The sequence below is a fragment of the Clostridium sp. AM25-23AC genome (assembly GCF_003435125.1).
GTDB lineage: Bacteria > Bacillota > Clostridia > Lachnospirales > Lachnospiraceae > Pilosibacter > Pilosibacter fragilis.
Genome location: NZ_QWGI01000003.1, coordinates 177861 through 198717, shown reverse-complemented (window position 1 = coordinate 198717; position 20857 = coordinate 177861). Strand labels below are relative to the sequence as shown.

Genomic DNA, 20857 nt, shown 5'->3' with positions numbered 1-20857 from the left:
CACAAATCCGTCAGATATTCTTTCATTATCTGTTCTTAAAGATCTCAATGATCGCCCTGACCATCTGGACCAGCATGTTCCACATTCTCTCAAGCGGGTTCACATCCGCCTTCGCTGTCTCCGCATCGAGAAGCTCCGCGTCATCGTCCACGCTGATCTCCTCGGTTCTCATGATGATCTGCAGGGTGTTCGGCTCCGCGTTCTCATCGGAAGTGAAGGAAACCTTCTCCGCGTTTGGATCCATATTTAAGAAATTGTTGTCGTCCTCCATGTCGTTCCACTCATTGTCCATGGTGTCCTTCATAGTCCGGCCGGCCTTTCTCATGGAGCTGGTGCTGTCGAGGACGCTTAAACTCTTGTCGAGGACATTCAAACTTCCCTTGATGGAGTCCTTCGCCGCCGCGTCAAGGCTGTCCGCGCTGGCACGGACGGTATTCTGTACCAGAGTCAGGGAATCCGTGCTCTTATTAAGGGCATCCGTGGTTCGGTTTACGAGCTCCCCGGAATCATCCAGGGCTGACTGGAGATCCGGGTAATACACATCCAGGGAGTCCTTTAACGCCTTCACATCCTCGATCAGATAGTCCATCTGGTCTGTGGTCTGTGCCAGGTATTTTGATGTATTGGATACATCGTCGAGCATATCTGCTGTATCTGCCACAAGGGCATTGCTGGAGGAAGCCACCTGGCGGAGCGCTTTCTCCTTCTGCTTTAAGATTCCGATAAGTTCCTGGGCATTCAGCATTCCCGCATGTCCGGCGGAGGTGTCTGCTCCCGCTGCTGCCGCTGCCAGTGCCTGGGTATCTTCATCCCCTGCCTCACCGTTGCAGTAATCTGCGATCGCGTCCTGCATGGACTCCTGGGCAGAAGCCAGGTTTTTGATAAACTCCAGAACGCTCTGCTGAAGCTGTGTGTCAAGCTTTTTGATCAGCTGAACGGAAGCGACTACGTTTCCAATACTGCCGGACGCGCCCTCAGAGCTATCCCTTAAGCCCCGTAAGCTCGTGTCCAGTCTGCGGATCGGCTCCTGCATGTTTCCGAGTGTGTTGACAACGTCTGTCATGCTGTTGTGGGCAACCTCGGAGGCATCCTTTGCAGTCTGGATATACGGAACGATGGTTCCAAGCTGCTCGGAGAGCGCCGTCAGGGAAGCCAGTGTCTGGTCATTGCTGTCCAGGATCTCGTCCTTGGAACCGCTGATGACGCCTCTCGCGCTCTCCGCCTCATTTAAGCCCTGGCGCAGCTCGTTGACGCCGCTTCTCATGGCCTCGACGGAAGCCGCCATCTGGTCCATGCTGTCGTATAACTGGTCACCGGCATCCTTCCAGGTGTCCTTGGCGTCCTTCAGGTCAACGATGTGCTCTAAGTCTTTCACCGTTCCCGGAACCATCGCCATGATGACACCGGAGGTCTCAAACTTGTCGCTGCCAATGCGGATCGTGTAATCGCCCTCCTCGCCCGGAAGCGCCGTGTACATGATCGCGGTCTGGGAACCGAGGCTCTGGGTCTGGGAATCTTCCGCTTCCACACTGTAGCACTTGCTCATATCAACAAGCATCGCTACCACTAACATCATATTGTTCTTATAGTAATCTCTCGCCGCCTCATTCGGTGTCGCTGTCACATGTACCTCCACCAGACCGGAAGCACCCGCAAGCTTCTCAGCGTCCGTCGGGACGCCGTTTAATTTGTAGGACACATCCATGGTCCACGGAAGTGTCACCGCGTCCTTATCGATCGCTCCCTTATAGTAGAAATATCCCTTGGTGTCCGCCGGGAGATTCCATGTGACCTTTCCGTCACTGATCTCCGGAGCTGTGTTGTTGGTCATATTTGTCACATCAAGATAATTTCCATAATCCGTAAAGCTTGTGAGACCATTTAAGCTCACACCCTTCACGACATTCACCTTATCAACGGAACCATAGTAATCCAGGTTCACGTACATCGCTTCATCGACGCTCACAGACGCCTCTGCCGCATAGACCGGCGCAGAAACAAGGCTGGTGCAGAGTGTGACAGCCGCCATGCCCGCTGCCATGATCCTTCTATTTTTCTGTCTCATCACCGTTCTCCTCCATTTCTTCTCTATCTGTCAATTCCGGCTCCGATTCCCTGCTGGCCGCCGCCTCGTTCTCATCGTCCTCGTAGGGATCTCCGCCTTCATCTGTACTCTCTTCTGTCTCGTCCCCGTTCTTTCCGGAACGTCTCTTCTCTCTCTGGTTCTTCACACGGCGGTGCAGGCGTCTCGCAAGAGCTGCCGCCGGTTTCTCGCCGACGATAAAATTGTCAAATAATGTTAACAGCAGCGGAAGCACCGTCAGTACCAGCACAAGGCTGAACAGTCCGCCTCGTCCGATCAGGTGTCCCAGGTCCGCGATGGCCGTTGTGGACGAGATCATATACACGATATATCCGGCCAGCGTGATGATGGATCCGGAAGTAAAAATCGAGGAACAGGACGCTGCGATGGCCTCCACACATGCCTTTTTCTTCGGCAGCGTCTTTCTCTTCGCCAGGTAGTTGTTTGCAAGCAGGATCGAGTAATCGACCGTGGCACCCAGCTGGATACTGCTGACGATGATATAACCCATGTACACCATCTCGACACCCTGGAAATACGGCATCGCCATGTTGATGAAGATCGCCACCTCGATGGGAATGATGACGAGGATCGGCATGACAGCCGACTTGAAGCTCATCATGACGACGAGGAATACGCCCGCCAGGGACAGAACATTTACATTCTCATAGTCCTTTACGATGAAGGACTTGATATCCTGGGTGGACGGAGTCTCACCGACGAGATAGCTTCCTTCCGGGTAATACTTCTTTACGATCTCCTGGATCGCGTCGGAGTCCTTGAATGCCTCGGCACTCTCGGTCTTCGTTCTCGTGTAGATCAGCATCCGGCAATAGCCGTCTTTATGTAAGAGCTCCACCGTGGACTTCGGGAGAAACTCTTCCGGGATCCCCTCCGGCAACGTATCCGCTAAAGCTGTAACGTTCTTTACATAGGATAGATCCTTGATCTCCTTCGCCATGGCCCGCTCATTGACCTCCGATGTGTTCGGATAGAGGGCGAGCAGCATGTTGCTTCGGCCGAAGATCTTCGTGATCTGCTGGTCATCTTCATAAACCTGTGTTCCCTCCGAGGCACCCATGGAGTCGTTTCCGTAAAGGAAATCGTTCAGGCCCTGGGCCGTGTATGCAAGCGGTGTCACGAGGACGATCACCGCGAACACGATGGGACGGATCCGGTAGATCGCTTTTCCAAGTCCGTGGAAATCCGGCATAAAGGAACGGTGCTTTGTCTTCTCATTGAGCTTCGCGAACTTCAGGATCATCGCCGGCATGAAGAAGACGACTGTCAGCAAGCTGAATACGATACCTTTCGCCAGGACAAGACCCAAGTCAAATCCGATGGAGAACTTCATCGTCACAAGGGCCAAGAAGCCGACGACTGTCGTCAGGCTGCTGGCGAAGATGGAATTGATCGCCTCCTGAACGGCGTTGATGATCGCGTCCTCCTCGTTCATTCCCTGCTTTCTGTAGTTCATGAACGCGTCAAGCAGGAAGATCGAGTAGTCCATGGATGTTGCCAGCTGCAGGATGATCGACACGTTTTCCGTCAGGAATGAGACGGTTCCGATAAAGATGTTCGTTCCCTTATTAAGCAGGACAGCGACGCCCATAACCAACAGGAATAATATCGGTTCCGTCCATGCCGTTGTCGTCACGGAAAGCACAGCGAAGATCATGATCACCGCCACAACGAGGATCTTGCTCATCTCGCTTGCCATGGACTCTGTCATGGATTTGTTCTGGACCGCCATGCCGACGTAGCATCCTTTGTCCCCTAAGAGATCCTTGATCTCGTCGATGGCAGTGGAGGTTCGGGTGGAATCACTCTCCTCCACAAATGTGATATCGTAGACCGCATTCCGGTCTTTGTAATAATCCTTGATCTCACTCTCATCAATGAAGTCTTCACCGGCATAGATATTTACCGTGCTGTCGCACCATAAGACCTGGTCCACGCCATCGATATCGGCGATCTCATCTTTATATTGCTTCGCCTCGTACAGCGAGACGTCCTTCACCATGACCCGCGCCGTTCCGGGATAACCGAACTTATCACGCATAACGTCAAGTCCGATAGCGGATTCCGCCGTTTCCGGAAGATATTTCGTCAGGTCATAGTTTACATTTACAAAGTTCATCGTCAAAAGCGAGAGCAGGCAGCCGATCACGAAGACCGACTCGATCCAGCCGCGTTTATGGATGATAAATGACGCGAGCATGTAGGAAAAGCCGCCGTTCTGGTTCTTTTTCTTTTCTTTATGCCCGCGGAACATGTTTTTTATTTTCTCTCCCATGTCTTCTCTCCTTATATTCCCTGTCCGTAACTGTTCAGTACCCACACAGGTCATTTTCCGTCACCGTCCACATTCCTACCGTTCCAGAACCACCATGTAATAGTCCTTTCCATTCTGGTTTTCATGGGCAATTCCCATTCTGCGGTAGTATTCCAGGGAATATTTTTTATCGTCCTTCCGGTCGAATTTTTCCTGCATCCGGATCATAACAGAATCATACGGATCGTATGTCTCCTCAGGGCCCCAGAGGTACATCTCAAAAAATGTGGCACTCTTTCGCTCCGGAAATGCTGTCTTTACGTAATCGCTTACGGTTCCCTCTCCCGGGATCGTATTTTTGCTCTTGGAATATCCCTTTTCCATAGCGGAAGAAAGTCTTGCCTTTGCGATATCGCAGAGATCCATGTCGAGGACAAATGTGGCGCGTCCATCGTAAAACTCCACATCCCCGTTGTCGTAATCATCCTCCGCCTCCGGATAAGTGTCAAAAAACAGGTCGCTCTTCTCATCATTCATATCATCAAAGAGTTCCTGTTCCTTCTGATCCAGCACGTATACAGGATACGCGCCGCCCTGCGTATTCGGGGTTTTCCGCGCATAGGACAGCGTCCCGTCCTTTGTAAACGTGTAGCATGTATTCTCATCTTCTATAAAATCTGTGCTCCAGGCACCGTTTTCCATAAGGTAGTACCACTTTCCCGAGATCTGATTCCATCCCGGTACCGCTCCGAATGGCTCCGGAGCTGCCGCATATGCGGGAACTGCTGTCATTCCCGTGATCATGCAGAGGATCGCTGCCATTCTTCGTACTTCTCTTCTTCGGATCATATGATCGCCTCCGCTTTTTTCTTTCCTTTTCACTTGCAATATTATCTATGTTTATGCTAAAATACTCAAGAACCAATTTTTGAAAAGTGTACCAAATGAGACAAATTATCACTTTTTGTCCAATTTGGAATGGATAGAGGAGTTTTGTAGTTTATGATAAAATTACCGATCCAGGAAGAACATGTTTCTGTCCGCAGGACCTACCTGCTTTTGATGAAGGCGCTCCTGGACCTTCTGGCGGAAATGCCTTTTGAGAAGATCTCCCTCACTGATCTCTGCCGGGTCTCCATGATCTCCCGGTCCACGTTCTACCGGTATTTTGAGGACAAATATGATCTTCTGCACTACTGCGTGAACATGTACATTGAGGGACTCCGCCCGGTGGAGGATCTGATCTACTTTAAAAGCACCGATTCCCTGCGTCAGTTTTTAGAATATCTGATCGCTCAGGTGGATGAGAATATCACTCTCTACCGCCGGATCTACCAGACGAACAAAAACGGCTCCCTGATGTTCACGATCCAGGGAGACCTGGCGAAGATCCTCACGGAGAGCGGCTGGCAGGGCGAGAACCAGGGCGTTCGGTTAAAGATCCCGCTCCCACTCTATGTTTCGTTTATGTCAAGCTTTTATCTGACGACGCTAAGATCTTATTTAGAGCTGGCGGATGAATATGACGCGAAGACCTTCGTGGAAAGCGTCTGCCGCTTTGCGCTCAGGGATTTCTGGGAGAAGGCTGACGGCTGATCCGGCAGCCTCTTTTTCCACTGTCCGGAATCCGTTTCTACTTAATATAATATGGAAGCTTCCCGCAGGTCTTTTAACTGCCCTGCTTCCTGTACTTTGGTTCTGTTATTATCCGCATAGTAATGCCGCTCTGCGTTTCTTTCTGAATCCACCGGGCGGCATCTTTTTTCTCTTATTTCATCTTTGCCCGCTCATCCCACACCGTAACATCGATTCCGGCGATCTTTGATGTGAATGCGGTTCCATCGTTCTTTTCGAAGTGTTCCCATGCCCGGAGCACATACTTAAAGCCTATGTACTGTAATGGCAGGTTGCAGTATACCATGAGGATATTCGCGAAATCGCTGAGATCCCACAGGGCACTTAAGTCCATGCCCGCAATGTTCGTGATAACGCCGAAGGAGATGACTACCAGGCAGAGCACGCGGATCGTGTTAATAAAGGCAGGTCTCGTGGAGATCCGGTTCGCGCACATTTCCGTGAAGGACATGAATCCCACAAGGCAGGTAAACGCGAACAGACCGAAGCAGACGCTGACGAGCATCGTCACGAGGTGATAGATCGTTCCGTTCCCGGTGAGCGCTCCGCAGGATGCTAAGAACCTGTCAAGTTTTCCGAGTTCAAACCATGCTGCGCTGTCCTCCGTGAGCCACACTCTTCCCATGACAACGACGAATCCTGTCAGGGTGCAGATCACGATGGTATCTAAGAAAACGCCAAGCGCCTGGACACAGCCCTGGTCACAGGGATGCTTTGCGTCCGCCGCCGCTGCCGGCATGGTGATCGTTCCCTGTCCAGCCTCATTTGACATAAGGCCTCTCTTGATTCCCTGGCTCAGCGCGATACCGAAGGCACCGCCGAAGACTGCTTCCGGCCGGAAAGCCTCGGAGAATACTGCTCCGAAGAACCACGGGATTCTCGGGATATTAAATACGATGAGAAGAATGACTGTCAGGATATAGATCACTGCCATCACAGGAACTAAGAGGTCTGTAACCTTTGTCACCTTCTTGATTCCACCAAAGCTGATGACCGCCGTCGCCGCGATGAGGACCGCGAAGGAGATCCAGTACAGGGCGGAGTTTGTCTCGATGACGGTTCCCGTAAATACGCCCGCGATCGCTCCCACCGCGGAGATCGTGTTGAAGCCCTGGGCCGGGAAGCAGAGGAACGCATAGATAATGTAGAGGACACTGAGCGCCGCTCCTGCCCATGCCGCATTCTTCAAGAGTCTTCTTCCGTAATACGGCAGGCCGCCCACATACTCATCATCTTTTCTCTCCTTAAAGATCTGGGAGAGTGTCGCCTCAACGAAAGCTGTGGACATACCAAAGAAGGCGGAGATCCACATCCAGAGCAGGGCGCCCGGACCGCCGGTGGAGATCGCGCCGGTGACGCCTAAGATATTTCCGGGGCCGACACGCATGGCCGTCGACAGGAGGAATGACGCCAGGGATGAGATTCCTGTGCCGCTGCTCTTCTGTCTCATCAGGACATGGAGTCCGTGGCGGAATTTCCGCACCTGGATAAACCGGAGTCTGAATGTAAAATAGATTCCTGTTCCCACTAAAAGGATGATCGCCAGACTGAAGTTTCCGAGGATCGGGATATTCGCGTACCAGTCAAAGTTCGTCGGGAAATCCCAGAACAGGTTCGAGACGATCTGGATCTTTCCGCATATGACATTTACGGCCTGAAACAACGCTTCCATAGCTTTTTCCTCCTCATGATTCAATTTTTCTGTATTGTCGGAAATTTTTCTGGGATGATTCTCCGCAATGATCCCCGGCATCCCTCATTTGAATTCAGATTTCCATTAAGATTTAAAAGTATTTATGCCTCATCTCTTAAAAATCCGAGTTCTATTTTGTATACGTTTCTATAATATATCTGTTATTAGAAATTTTCAAGAAAATTTACAAATTATTTCGGCAGACTGTCCGCCACGCAGAGCGCTCCATATCCCAGCCTCGGATTCGGATAGGCCAGCTCAGAAGGAAGTCTTCTCGCTCCTTTTCTTAAGTACGCCTTCACCTTCTCCCCATAAAGAAACGGATCATTCTCCCTGACGATCCCCCACTCCATGAGAAGCGCCGCGGCCCCGGTGACAAGGGGCGCCGCGAAGGATGTTCCGGTGACAGGGGAATAGCCGCCGTCCCGGTCCGGGGCCATGATTCCCACCCCTGGGGCGGCGAGGTCCGGCTTCTGGGCGCGATAGACCCTGGTGTCCCCGCGGCCAGAAAACGGGGCATAGATTCCGGTCCCGCTGTCATAGGCGCCCACCGTCACCGGTCGGAACGCCGTGGAGGGAATCGTCAGGGTCGTATCCGGCGACGATTCCAAAAATTCCGTGTCCCGCCCGACTGCCGCCGCGGAGGGAAGCCAGAGATCCGCTGCCGTCTCCTCATCCCCTGTCCCGAGGAATCGGAATGTCCAGATCCCGCTCTCCACATAAGTTCTTTCCGGCACAAACTCAATATAGATCTCCTGGGCCGCATTAAAAGGGGACGGTTCCCCGTAATAGATCAAAAGTTCCGTCTCTCCGACCCGGATCCGGTCCGTTCCCCTCACCGGGACAAGCTCGATCTCCGCACCGCCAAAGGGATCCCTCAGAAAGATCCGCATCCCGTCCTCATAGTTTTTCCAAATCTGCATGCCGAATCCCGTCTCGTATGTCCCAACAGAGAGCCGGATCTCCGTGATCTTCCCGGGTTCGATCACAGGTCTCGCATGTCCCCCGGAGTCCCCCTCATTTCCCGATCCTGTGACGAAGACAAACTGCCCCATCTGTGCAAGAGAATCGAGGTACCGCTCTAAAAGTCCGCCGCCGTCGTGGGATCCATATGTATTTCCAAAGCTCAGATTCACTGCCATGGGGCGTCCCAGTTCCAGAGCTTTCCGCACCGCGAGATCCATCCCCCGCATGAGTTCCGTGGTTCTCGGAAATCCAACTGAATCCGGGATTCCGAGACGGACAATGATAAGTTCACTCTCATAGGCCGCCCCGCGGTACAGTCCGCCGCTTGTTCTCCCGTTTCCAGCCGCGATCCCCGCCACCGCCGTGCCATGGCCGCTGGTATCCAGGGAAAGACCGCCTGTTCCGCCGGATTTATTCTCTCCCCGCAGGATCTCATTGATCTCCCGCCTTTCATATGTTTTCCCACTGATCTGGTCATCCAAATACAGGATTCTCGTGGTTCCGTCCTCATTCCGGAAGTCTTCATGAAAGATGTCGATTCCCGAGTCGATCACCGCCACCAGGACACCTTTTCCCGTAAGCCCATCGGTCCCTGTCTGCACCGGAAGAAAACAGGAGGCCGCCCTCGCCCGGTTCAGGGCAAAAAACAGCCTCTTTGGTTTTTCCGCGTATTCAATTTCAGGAAGTGCGATCACCCCCGGGACATCCCGCTCCGGGACACGCAGGATCGCAAAGCTGCTTAAAAGGTATGTTCCGGAGACACCCGGAAACTGCTCATTCAAAGTGCTCTCCAGGTTCCCATGGTATTTCACGATGATCTCCCATGTCCGCTCCACCCTGTCATATCCCACGTTCAGCTCTTCTGTCCGCCCCCTCGTCTCCTCAGGGACAGAAAGTGCCAGATTCAATAGATTTTCCGCCTTCTGATCTTCCATCTCTGCCGCGCCACATCCATTCTATATTCTGTCTGTCCCGCATTTTTCCATGCCGTTTCTGAAAGACAGATCCCATTCTGAATATTTTATGCGGCATGCTTTATTTAAGACTTTCGTTTTCTCAAAAACAATATTAAAAAGCCCCCAGAGCCATCGGGGCCGGGGGCAAATGTCACGTCTTATTTAATTACTGTGCTGTTGTCATACTCATAACGATGCTGTTGAGAGAAGCTACATCTTTGGTTCTTCCAGTTGTCTGGACAACTACCATATAGCCGTCCTGCTTGCGGCAGTAGTACGTTCTTGATGTCTTCTTTCCGCTTACTGTTACCTTGGAGTACTGCTGGTTTGCGATCGTCACAGTCTCAGCTGTTGTAGCCTGACCTTTCTGACCTTTCTCGATTCCTGCAAGAGTATTTGCAAATGTCTGGGCATCCATATCCTGCTTATTCTTCATATTGAGGTAGTAGACTTCTACGTCGCCGAAGTCTGTACTCATATAGAGATCATGTGTCAGGGACGGGCTTCCGATTGCCGCATACTCGCCGCCTGTGTACTGGTCAGCTGCCTCGAAATCAGACTCTGTTGTTCCGATGATCTGCGGGATGCAGAGGTTAGACCATGTATTATAGTATCTTCCGCCTGTAACGTGTCCCTTCGGCGCTGTCTGAACCGGAGCAACCCAGCTTCCGTCATCGCTGAATGTGTAGGATACGCCGTCGATGGTTCTTGTTGTATTATAGATCATAAGGTTTGTGGACGGATCGATATAATACCACACATCATTTCCGCGTCCATCACCATCTTCAGCCTTGATCCAGCCGCTCTTTAAGTTTCCGTTGGAATCATAGTAGCGCCAGGTATTTCCGCTGCCTTCCCAACCGTACTTTGTCTCTGTCTCGTTCTCATCCGCAAGAGCAGTCACCATATTTACACTGCCAATTGCTGCAGCGAGAGCTGCCATGAGCATAACTTTCTTTAATTTCATTTGAAATCCACTCCTTTATGGGTTTTTATCAGCTAAAGTCATTATACAGGGGTTTTCAGGATAACGCAAGCGCTAAGGGCTGGAAAAAGCACGGCTTCATGAAAACTTAAGAAAGAAGGCTTTTTAATAATCATTTGCTTTTCAGCTCCCGTTTTAAAAATGCCAAAAGATTCATTTTCGCCCGCTCTTCGGTATCTCTTCGCCTCGTCTTCACCTTTTTTACGACTTTTCCCTCCTGGTCGCGGCGGATGTGGTAGACGATGCGCAGGTATTCTCCGACTTCTTCCCAGGCTTCGCGGCTCTCCGGGATCAGGTCGAGGCCCATCTGGAAGACGTGGAACATTCCGTCATAGACGGAGCAGCGGACCTTTACTCCCTCTGCCCTCGCCTTCTTTGCGGCGGCCCTCGTGTCATCTAAGAGGACCTCGTAGGCGCCGACCTGCATCAGTATCGGCGGGAATCCCTCGAAGTTTCCGAAAAGTGGGGAAAGATAAGGGTCTTTCTTGTCCGCGTTCCCGATATAGCTGCACTGGTAGAGCATATTTTCCTTCGAATTTCCGAACAGGGGATCGATCGTGTAATTCTCCTCATAGGACGCTCCGCTGAGGGTCACATCCGTCCACGGGGACATGGTGATGATGCCCGCAGGGAGCGGCAGGGCGTGGTCCTTCGCGTAGAGGCAGAGCGCCAGGGCAAGTCCGCCGCCCGCGGAGTCTCCCGCGATGACGATCTGTTCCGGGTCGTATTTCTTCTCGTTTAAAAGCCATTTGTAAGCGTAAACAGCGTCCTCAAGCGCCGCAGGGAACGGATGTTCCGGCGCGACGCGATAGTCCGGTGTCAGGACATCCGCACCGAGACCCAGTTCCGAGTATTTTACCGCAAACCGGCGATAAATGTTTTTCATCGGACCAATATAGCCGCCACCGTGGAGCTGTAAGACCACACGGCCTGTGACCGCCTGCTTCGGCTTTAAATATTCCATCACAAATTTCTCTGTGGGAACCAGTTCATAAATATAGTCACCCGGACATCTCCAGGCCGGTTCCACCGGATTTTTCCGGAACTCTCCCGTCTGGATCGGCTTCTTTAAGGATGTCTCCATCACATCCCTCATCATGTCCCGGGTCAGATTCCCGATCATGCTGACTTCTTTCCGGCTCATAGTTCATCTCCTTCTTTATTCTGCGTGTTTCTGGAACTGTTCTTTTTCGCTCTGTTCTTTCTCAAACATGAAACCGCCGGCGCAGTTCTCTCTTCACACTTCTATCTCCCAATAGAATCGTAAGCACCAGCGCGCTCACCGAGATTACCACCGATATCACCGTGAACAGCGGATGCTTCGTCCATCCGATCCTTAGGAACACGAGCGGCACAAAGCTCAAAAACGTAACCGCGATCTGGTACATGAAATAGCATTGCCAGTTCATGCGGTTTACAAGCAGCATGAGCAGGATCGCCGCCACCTCAAACAGCACCACACAAGGGATCGCGTAGTCCACGGACCAGCCGTGCAGCCCCGTCATCATGTCGACCAGCAGCAGGATCGCCTGGATTCCCAGGCATTGCCGCACCAGGATCCCGGACATACTGGCGTGACGCATGACGGAAAACCGCAGTGTCATCGCCACATAGGCCGCCGCTCCCCAGGTGAGAAATGCCCATTTGAACGGGATCTGCCGGTAAGTGGCGAGATTTACGACCCCCGCAAGGACCGAGACGACAGCCAGGGAAATATAGAAGAACCTGACAGCCCTCTTTATCTTATTCTTATCGCCGCCGACCACCGGATACCGCCCTTTGTCATGTTCCCGGTCGTAAATCCCGTTGCTCTCGAGTTCCACAGGGATCCCCTGCTTTTCCAGAAACCGGAAGAAATACTCCGGCAGCCGGTTCTCCGCCATAGCGCTGGCAAAGGAGAGGCAGAGTTTTCCATCATAGGCAACCGCCCCGCACTTCATCCTCTGCTTCGGGGACGCGCCCACGAGGAGCTGGAAAGATTCCACTTGATCCCGCAGCTCCTCCCGGACATCCATCCGCCCGATATTTGAAAATGTCATTGTATGGGCGCGGGTGCTATGCAGAAAGATCATCTGCATCGCCAGGTGTTTCACAAACAGTGGGATCGCCCGCACATACCATTTTTTCTCGTTCCCCACATTGTAGGAGATCGTCTTCTCCAGGCGCTCCTTCACGATCTGTTCGTCCATCTGGCGGCTCACCGCCTCCAGGACCTCCGAAAAGCTTTCCGGTGCCCGCCGCTCCGACCAGGAGATATTGATGACCGCAAAGAAATTTGCTAACGTCTCCGACTCGAAAAAACTTCTCAGATTCACCGGAAGATTTAACGCTGCCGGATGCTTCATCTCTTTTCCGTCTGTCTCGGTCTGGATGATGGACCACAAAAGGGCTGCCGCCAGGTATTTCGTGATACTGACTCCCACCTCTTTGCTGCGTTTCTTAAGGTCATCCACATGGAACGTCCCATGGAGCACCGCCATCTGGTCAAAGGGAAGAAACTCCCCGCTCACCTGGATCGCAGGCCGGCTCTCGTAGCGCTTGTGGGGCAGTTTTTTATAATAACGGAGATAATCATCCGCCCTCATCGGAGAAAACTCACGTTTCCTTATCTCCGTTGGAAGACCATTCTTTAATTCCAGATAATGTTCCGTGAGCCGCGAGACAAACCCCACCGCCCCAAGACCGTCTGTAAGGCCATGGAACACCTCAAAGTTGATCCGGCAGCCATAGTAACTCACGCGGAATGGAAACCTCCCGCCCCGGTGGGGATCGATAAAGCGGCAGGGCGCACTCTGCTCCTCCTCCACCACCGGATCCCGGTTATTTGTCTCAAAATAGTACCAGAAAAAGCCCTTTCGAAGCTTTACTCGAAAGTTTTCAAATTCCGGAAGCGTCAGAAGAAGCGCCTTATGCAGAAGCTCCGGCTCCACCGGCTCCTTTAAGACCGCCGCGATCCGGAACACACTGCTCAAGTCCTCCCCGGACACCGCCGCGAAGAGCTTCGCCGTGTTGTCCAGCCGCCGCCATGCGGCACCCTGGATCCGCGGACGCTTTTTTATCAATCCATTAGATAATTTCTCCAAACTGATCTGCCTCTTTTCCGGTATAAAAAAATAACCGGAAAATCGAAATTTTCCGGTACATCAGAAGCAGGGGAAGAGGGGCTCGAACCCCCATCTACGGTTTTGGAGACCGCTGCTCTACCATTGAACTATTCCCCTATATTTTGTTGCTCATCACTTAATGCTCCATTATAATAGCATGAAATGTTTTAATTGTCAACACTAATTTGAAAATTTCTTTCACCAGTTTGAACAGGCGGCATATGCTTCTTGTTTTCATTGCAAATGAAAACAAGAAGATCGCACCACCCAGCCAACATCAGATCAACTGTATCGCCTCTCTCACATTCTCCACCCCGATCAGCCTGATCCGTTTCTCATCCTTCAGCTTCTCCAGATTCGATTTCGGCAGCAGGCAGCTTGTAAAGCCCATCTTGATAGCCTCGGACACTCTCTGGGCTGCCTGGGAGACGCCTCTTACTTCGCCGGAGAGACCTACCTCTCCGAAGATCAGCATTCCAGGATCCACTTCCCGGTTTTTGAAGCTCGACACGAGTGCCATCACCACCGCCAGGTCCAGGGCCGGTTCATTCATCTTCATTCCACCCGCGATATTCACGTAAGCATCATACCGGCTCATGGCGAAGCCGCAACGTTTCTCCAGGATCGCAAGCAGAATATTGATCCGGTTGTAATCCACTCCGTTCGCTGTCCGTCTCGCCATACCAAAATTTGTTGCGGTCACGAGCGCCTGGACCTCCAGAAGGATCGGCCTCGTTCCCTCTAAGGAGCAGGCAACAACCGCCCCCGACGCCTCCTTCGGCCGCCCGGAGATCAGCATCTCCGACGGATTCAGCACCTCCGAAAGCCCCTTCTCCTCCATCTCAAACACGCCGATCTCGTTCGTGGAACCAAAACGGTTCTTCACCGCCCGGAGGACCCGGTAGGCGTCGTTTCTGTCCCCCTCAAAGTAGAGCACCGTGTCCACCATATGTTCCAGCACCCGGGGACCTGCCACCACGCCCTCTTTCGTCACATGTCCGACAATAAAGATCGTCACCCCGTATCCCTTCGCGATCTGCATCAGAAGGTTCGTGGACTCCCGGACCTGGCTCACGCTGCCCGGTGCAGAAGAAATATCTTCCCGGAACATGGTCTGGATCGAGTCGATGATCACAATGTCCGGCTTCGACCTCTCGATGGCGCCATGGATCGTATCGAGGTTCGTCTCGCAGAGGAATAAAAGGTCTCCTGTGATCATCCCGATGCGGTTTGCGCGCATCTTGATCTGCTTTAAGGATTCCTCACCGGAGATATAGAGGACACGTTTTCCCGCCCCGGCGAGGTTTCTGCAGACCTGTAAAAGCAGCGTCGACTTCCCGATTCCCGGATCACCGCCGACAAGCACGAGACTTCCCTTCACGATCCCGCTTCCGAGGACCCTGTCAAGCTCCCCGAAGCCTGTGGGCGTCCTGTCCTGCTCATCGAGAGAGATCTCCGAGATATGGACCGGGACCGCCGTCTTTCCGGCTCCCACCGCGGCGATCTGCCCCGACGGTGCCTTTTTCGCCTGGGCCACCGGCTCCTCAACAAATGTATTCCATTCCTTGCACACCGGACACTGTCCGAGCCACTTTGCGGACTCATAGCCGCACTCTTTACAGAAAAAAGCTGTGTTTCTTGCTTTTGCCACAATATTCTCCCTTTTTATAGTCAAAATGCCATGATACGTTTAGCTGCCTTACCTGACTGCCTGCGCCAATCGATATTCCTGCGTGAATTCGCACGACCTTTGTGCAATGCTTTCTTGGTGAACAGAAATATTTCATAAAACAGGAAACGCTCCGAAGTTCATCCCTCGGAGCGCCATAAAATACTACCGTCCATACCCCGGCCAGCAGCAATCTTCAATTTCCTGATCACTTGCGAACAATCTTAACTTCTACTTCCTTGCCCTCATTGAGCTCAACAGAAAGACTCAGCTTGCCGCTCATATTTGTCTTCATTCCGCCGACGCCAACGCCGTCCTCGTAAATCTCGTACTCGCAGTCGTCCTCTAACTGTACGGTGATCTGGGCATCCTCAAAGCCCTCAACCTTGAAGGTAACGGTTGTATCGGTCACTGCAAATTCTGTTACTGCAGTTCCTGGAACGGACTCGTAAACGAACATTCCGTTTCTTTCTAACTTTGTGATTTCCTTAAATGTCTTAACTTTATAAAGATCACCTTCGTGCTCGAAGTCTTCTACCTTGGATTTTGCCGCGAGGCTGTAGTTTCCGAAGCTTAAGGTTCCATTTGCCTCTGTGCGGATCAGTTCGTTGATTACTGACATAATGCTTACTCTCCTTTTGTGTGTTTCAACAAGGACTAAATTTTCCCTATTGCTATTGCTATTGTAATAGGTAACGGTCACAGGCAGCCGTCCCTTCTAACCGTTACGTCGTGCCTATGATTTTACCACACTGGCGGAAGTTTTTCCAGCAGTTTGTGGATGTCTTGCTGAAAATTTCAGTTCTCCGTCCTTGCAGGTGATCTTCACGGAATCGCCTTCCCGCACTTTTCCTTCCAGGACCAGCTCCGCGAGCTTATCCTCGATGAGGTTCTGGATCGTGCGCTTAAGCGGTCGCGCGCCGTATTTCTCGTCGTATCCCTTTTCCACAAGGTATTCCTTCACGTCATCCCCGGCATTTAAGCGGATGGACATCTGATTCTTTGTCCGCTTTGCGAGGACATTCAAGAGGATCGTCACGATTTCCTTCATGTGATCCTTCGTCAGCGGATGGAACACGATGGTGTCATCAATACGGTTTAAGAACTCTGGCTTGAACATCCGTTTCACTTCGTCCATGACGCCGGTCTTCATTCTCTGGTAGCGGACCTTCTCATCGTCCTGGGACATGAATCCAAGCTGCTTCGGCGCGATGATGTTCTCGGCGCCCGCATTGGAGGTCATGATGATAACGGTATTCTTAAAGTCGATCTTATGGCCCTGGGAGTCCGTGATGTGACCGTCGTCCAGCACCTGTAAAAGAATATTGAAAACATCCGGATGGGCTTTCTCCACCTCATCAAAGAGGATCACAGAATACGGGTTTCTGCGGACTTTTTCACTCAGCTGCCCGCCGCCCTCGTATCCCACATATCCTGGCGGGGATCCGATCATCTTGGAGACGCTGTGCTTCTCCATGTACTCTGACATATCAACGCGGATCAGGGCGTTTTCCGTTCCGAACATGGCCTCCGCAAGGGCTTTGCAGAGCTCCGTCTTTCCGACACCTGTGGGTCCTAAGAATAAGAAGGAACCGATCGGGCGCTTCGGGTCTTTTAAGCCGACTCTTCCGCGGCGGATCGCCTTCGCGACGGCAACCACCGCCTCGTCCTGCCCGACCACGCGCTCATGGAGAATGGATTCCAGCTTTAAGAGACGCTCCGTCTCGCCTTCCGCCAGCTTGCTCACCGGGATCTTTGTCCAGCCGGAGATCACGTCTGCAATGTCATTCTCGTCGACGGTCAGCTCCCGGCTCTCCTTCTCACTCTCCCATTTCTCCTTCAGCTTACGGATCTTCTCCCGCTTTGAGGCCTGTTTCTTCTTGATCTCACCGGCGAGCTCATATGCCTCGTCACGGATCGCGTCCTCTTTCTCTTTCTCGAGCTTCTTGATCTCCTCCTCGAGAGTCTTGATTCCCTTCGGCTCCACATAGACGGTCAGTCTCGTCTTGGAGGCCGCCTCGTCCACCACATCGATGGCCTTGTCCGGCAGGAACCGGTCGTTGATATAGCGGGCGGAGAGGCGCACTGCTGCCTTTAAGGCCGCGTCGGTGATCGTCACATGGTGATGTTCCTCATATTTCGGGCGGAGTCCCTTTAAGATCTGGAACGCCTCGTCCTCCGTCGGCTCCTCCACGGTCACCGGCTGGAACCGGCGCTCTAATGCCGCGTCCTTTTCAATATATTTCCGGTACTCTTCAAGCGTCGTAGCGCCGATGAGCTGGATCTCACCGCGGGCCAGGGACGGTTTCAAGATGTTAGACGCGTCTAACGCGCCCTCCGCTCCGCCTGCGCCGATGATCGTGTGGATCTCGTCGATAAATAAGAGAACGTTCTCCGCCTCTGTCACCTCGTTGATCACATTTTTAATGCGCTCCTCGAACTCACCGCGGTACTTGGATCCCGCTACCATGCCGGAGAGGTCAAGGATCACCACGCGTTTTCCGCGGATCGTATCCGGGACGTCGCCGGAAGCGATGAGCTGCGCGAGACCTTCGATCACAGCCGTCTTTCCGACACCTGGTTCTCCGATAAGGCACGGGTTGTTTTTTGTTCTCCTGCTTAAGATCTGGATCACGCGGCGGATCTCCTTCTCCCTGCCGATGACCGGATCCAATTTTCCTTCTTTTGCGAGGACTGTAAGGTCGCGGCTGTAGGCATCAAGTGTCGGTGTGGCGCTCTGTCCGCCCCGCTGCTGGCGTCCCTGGGCCAGGTCCTCTTTTCCTGCGTTTCCGTCCTCACCCATAGCGGATAAAAGGTCGATGTAGACCTTCTGAATGTTGATATTTAAGGTGTTTAACAGGCGGACTGCCACACAGTCCGATTCCTTTAATAATGCCATCAGAATATGCTCTGTACCGATTAACGGCGCATGAAACCGGACAGCCTCTTTATAGCTGTTTTCCAGCACATGTCTCGCACTTGGAGTGTAGCCGTCCCGCTCTTTGGTGGCTGTATTCTGATAGGAAGAGACAAGCTGCTCCACAAGAGCCAGCAGTCTGTCGATCTTCACCTCGTTGGCCTCGAGGACCATGGCAGCGGTACCGCTTCCCTCCTCGATCAGCCCGACCAGGATGTGCTCCGTTCCGATCACAGGGGAACCCATATCCTCCGCCGCTTCACCGGCGAGAACCAGTGCCTCCTGGGCTTTTTCTGTATATTGTGCCATCTGTTCTAATTTCCTCCTGAACTTTTCCGTCAACTGCGCAACCATTCAATCCATTCATAGTTACGAACATAACTCCATTCCAAATCAACTGCGCCGATTAAAATTATGCCTTCCTGCCTATGTTTTCTTTCGGTCGGTGCAGCAAAAGCGCAGATCTGCCGAACAGTCAACTAATTTTCTATCTCTATGATCTCCGGCAGCCGCCTTCTCAGGAACTCTGCCCGGGCGGCATCCAGCTCATCCTTGTCAAGCGGGCGGTCCGCCAGACTCAAAAGGTTCGCAGGCTGGATCCCCAGCATCAGACCGTATACAGAGTACGGTTCCTTCACTTTTAAGATCCCATCCGTGATTCCTGTCATGATCTGGGACAGGAATTCCATTCCGTCTTTTCTCGTCAGCCGTCTCGCGTACTTTAAGACGCCGTAGGATTTATAGCATTCATCGGCCGCCTGCACCGGCTTTCTCTGACGGTATTCCCGGCGTACCCGCCGTTCCTGGGCATCCAGCTCCTGGGCTGCCTTCCTGACGATATCGATGATCTCCCGCTCCGTCTGTCCTAAGGTTTTCTGGTTTGAGATCTGGTACAGGGAGCCGAAGTTCTCCGCGCCCTCACCGTACACGCCCCGGACCTGGGTCCCGAACCGGCCCATATCCGCAACGAGGCTGTTGAAATTTTTATTCTTGGACAGCATCGGCAGGTGCAGGACCACCGCTGCCCGAAGTCCTGTTCCCACGTTTGTGGGGAACGAGGTCAGGTAGCCGTATTTTTCATCGAAGGCGTAATCAAAACGCTCGCTGATATAGTCATCGATCTTATCTGCTCTCTCGTAAAGCTGCTCCAGGGTCAGCCCCGTCTGCAGCGTCTGGATCCGCACATGATCATCCCCATTTAGGAGGATCGCCGTTGATTCGTCCTCCGACAGGATCATTCCCGTCGGGTCTTTCTTCTTTATTACACTGCGGTTGATCGCCCGGCGCTCTAAAAGCGCTGTTTTTTCCAGGTCGCCCATCCGCTCTAAGTGTGTAAACCGATACTGCATCCGGTCCATGGACGCGATGCCGGTGAGTCCGCCGAGAAGCTTCTCCGAAAGCTCCGCGCTCTGCTCCTTGGTGAGGCGGCCAGGAAACGGATACTCTTTCAGATTTCGAACCAGACGGACACGGCTGTAGATCACATTTGTGCCTGCTTTTCCCGGTACTTCATACCATTTATCCATTCTGTCTCTCCTCTTTCAACGCCCGGATCTCATCCCGGAGCTTCGCGGCCTCCTCGTACTCTTCCCGGCGCACCGCGTCTTTTAATCTCGTCTCCATCAGGCGGATCTTCTCTTTCTTTGAGAGTTGCGGAATATTCACCGGATCCTCTCCAGTAGTTCCCGTCCCGTTCATTTCTTCCATCTCGGACCAGTATCCCGCCGGACGCTTTCCGACGTGCTTTTCGCTGCCCTGAAGATGACGGATATTGTCGCTGATCAGAGGATCAAACACGCTGTAGCAGTCCGGGCATCCGAACCGGCTGTCCTTTACAAATTCCTCATAAGTCGTTCCGCAGGTCGGGCACACAACACCGGAGTACTTTTCATCTTCTTCCTCCGTCTCCTGGGTTCCAAGAAGTCCGGAGAGAAGTTTTCCTAACGGGAATTCTCCCTCAAAGAGAGCTGAGAACTGTCCAAGGTCCGCATGGGCGGCACACTGGGTACAGAGGTTGTGCTCTGTCTTCACGCCGTTGATCACTTCCACATATTTTACGGTTGCTTCCCGCTTTTTGCAATGTTCACAAAGCATACTGCCCCTCCTTTATGCCTGTCCGCCAAACTCATCATAGATCTGGTCTACAAGGCTGTGGATCTCATCTCTGCCGACATTTTTGCAGATTCCCCGGGCAACGATCAGCGCGAGGTCGTTCTTCATCTCTTCCATCGTCCGCAGTTTATCCATATCCAGGGCGATCACGGCCCCGCGTCTGCGGTCCAGGCGCAGAAATCCTTCCTGTTTCAATACAGCATATGCCTTGTTGACTGTATGCATGTTAATTCCGATCTCATCTGCAAGCTGTCTGACCGACGGGAGACTATCCCCATCGTGAAGCACATCCATTGCGATGCCGCAGATGATCTGGTTGCAGAGCTGGGTATAGAGTGCTTCCTCACTGTCAAAATCGATCTTCAGTACCATTTGATCACCATCTTTTTTCTTAATATTTTTGATGCCGGGACCGTTTATGCGTTTCCGGTATCATAGTATTCCATTTGTTATATGTGTATA

The 20857-nt window shown here is 52.5% G+C and carries 15 protein-coding genes and 1 tRNA gene; 1 reads left to right on the top strand and 15 read right to left on the bottom strand.

Annotated features, from left to right (window positions below):
- Window positions 1–25: 25 nt before the first annotated feature.
- The 3 genes from DW677_RS03260 to DW677_RS03250 form a co-directional block, all read right to left on the bottom strand.
- A complete protein-coding gene (locus tag DW677_RS03260) occupies window positions 26–2065 on the bottom strand; it encodes a hypothetical protein (protein WP_117469725.1) in 2040 nt (679 codons plus the stop codon).
- Window positions 2049–4379 (bottom strand): efflux RND transporter permease subunit, encoded by a 2331-nt coding sequence (locus DW677_RS03255; protein ID WP_015554682.1) that lies wholly within the window; start codon window positions 4377–4379, stop codon window positions 2049–2051. Before DW677_RS03255 ends, DW677_RS03260 begins: the two co-directional genes overlap by 17 nt.
- A gap of 75 nt (window positions 4380–4454) precedes the next feature.
- Entirely contained in the window at window positions 4455–5207 is a 753-nt protein-coding gene (locus DW677_RS03250) for a hypothetical protein (protein WP_117553015.1), read from the bottom strand.
- Window positions 5208–5360: 153 nt separating this feature from the next.
- Here DW677_RS03250 and DW677_RS03245 point away from each other — a divergent pair, with 153 nt between their 5' ends.
- Window positions 5361–5954 (top strand): TetR family transcriptional regulator, encoded by a 594-nt coding sequence (locus DW677_RS03245; RefSeq protein WP_117484129.1) that lies wholly within the window; start codon window positions 5361–5363, stop codon window positions 5952–5954.
- Window positions 5955–6126: 172 nt separating this feature from the next.
- Here the strand turns inward: DW677_RS03245 and DW677_RS03240 are convergent, their stop codons facing one another.
- From DW677_RS03240 to DW677_RS03185, 12 genes are all read right to left on the bottom strand, one after another.
- On the bottom strand, window positions 6127–7665 hold the full coding sequence (locus tag DW677_RS03240; protein ID WP_165859970.1) for an amino acid carrier protein: 1539 nt from the start codon (window positions 7663–7665) through the stop codon (window positions 6127–6129).
- A 212-nt stretch (window positions 7666–7877) separates the two neighbouring features.
- Window positions 7878–9587 (bottom strand): S8 family peptidase, encoded by a 1710-nt coding sequence (locus tag DW677_RS03235; protein ID WP_117566486.1) that lies wholly within the window; start codon window positions 9585–9587, stop codon window positions 7878–7880.
- A 187-nt stretch (window positions 9588–9774) separates the two neighbouring features.
- Window positions 9775–10575: a hypothetical protein gene (locus DW677_RS03230; protein ID WP_117566485.1), complete on the bottom strand. Its 801-nt coding sequence runs from the start codon at window positions 10573–10575 to the stop codon at window positions 9775–9777.
- A gap of 130 nt (window positions 10576–10705) precedes the next feature.
- Window positions 10706–11737 carry an alpha/beta hydrolase gene (locus tag DW677_RS03225; protein WP_117503958.1) on the bottom strand — a complete coding sequence of 344 codons (1032 nt, stop codon included), beginning with the start codon at window positions 11735–11737 and terminating at the stop codon, window positions 10706–10708.
- 61 nt (window positions 11738–11798) lie between these two features.
- A complete protein-coding gene (locus DW677_RS03220) occupies window positions 11799–13676 on the bottom strand; it encodes a DUF6320 domain-containing protein (RefSeq protein WP_117566484.1) in 1878 nt (625 codons plus the stop codon).
- A 67-nt stretch (window positions 13677–13743) separates the two neighbouring features.
- Window positions 13744–13814 (bottom strand) — tRNA-Trp (locus DW677_RS03215).
- A 160-nt stretch (window positions 13815–13974) separates the two neighbouring features.
- Window positions 13975–15348: a DNA repair protein RadA gene (gene radA / locus DW677_RS03210; RefSeq protein WP_117503954.1), complete on the bottom strand. Its 1374-nt coding sequence runs from the start codon at window positions 15346–15348 to the stop codon at window positions 13975–13977.
- A 226-nt stretch (window positions 15349–15574) separates the two neighbouring features.
- Window positions 15575–15988 (bottom strand): hypothetical protein, encoded by a 414-nt coding sequence (locus DW677_RS03205; protein ID WP_015554690.1) that lies wholly within the window; start codon window positions 15986–15988, stop codon window positions 15575–15577.
- A 114-nt stretch (window positions 15989–16102) separates the two neighbouring features.
- On the bottom strand, window positions 16103–18592 hold the full coding sequence (locus DW677_RS03200; RefSeq protein ID WP_117566483.1) for an ATP-dependent Clp protease ATP-binding subunit: 2490 nt from the start codon (window positions 18590–18592) through the stop codon (window positions 16103–16105).
- A 170-nt stretch (window positions 18593–18762) separates the two neighbouring features.
- Window positions 18763–19809, bottom strand: coding sequence for an arginine kinase (locus DW677_RS03195; RefSeq protein ID WP_015554692.1), 1047 nt, complete (start codon window positions 19807–19809; stop codon window positions 18763–18765).
- On the bottom strand, window positions 19802–20377 hold the full coding sequence (locus tag DW677_RS03190; protein WP_117566482.1) for a UvrB/UvrC motif-containing protein: 576 nt from the start codon (window positions 20375–20377) through the stop codon (window positions 19802–19804). Before DW677_RS03190 ends, DW677_RS03195 begins: the two co-directional genes overlap by 8 nt.
- A gap of 12 nt (window positions 20378–20389) precedes the next feature.
- Window positions 20390–20767 (bottom strand): GntR family transcriptional regulator, encoded by a 378-nt coding sequence (locus DW677_RS03185; RefSeq protein WP_015554694.1) that lies wholly within the window; start codon window positions 20765–20767, stop codon window positions 20390–20392.
- Window positions 20768–20857 lie beyond the last annotated feature (90 nt).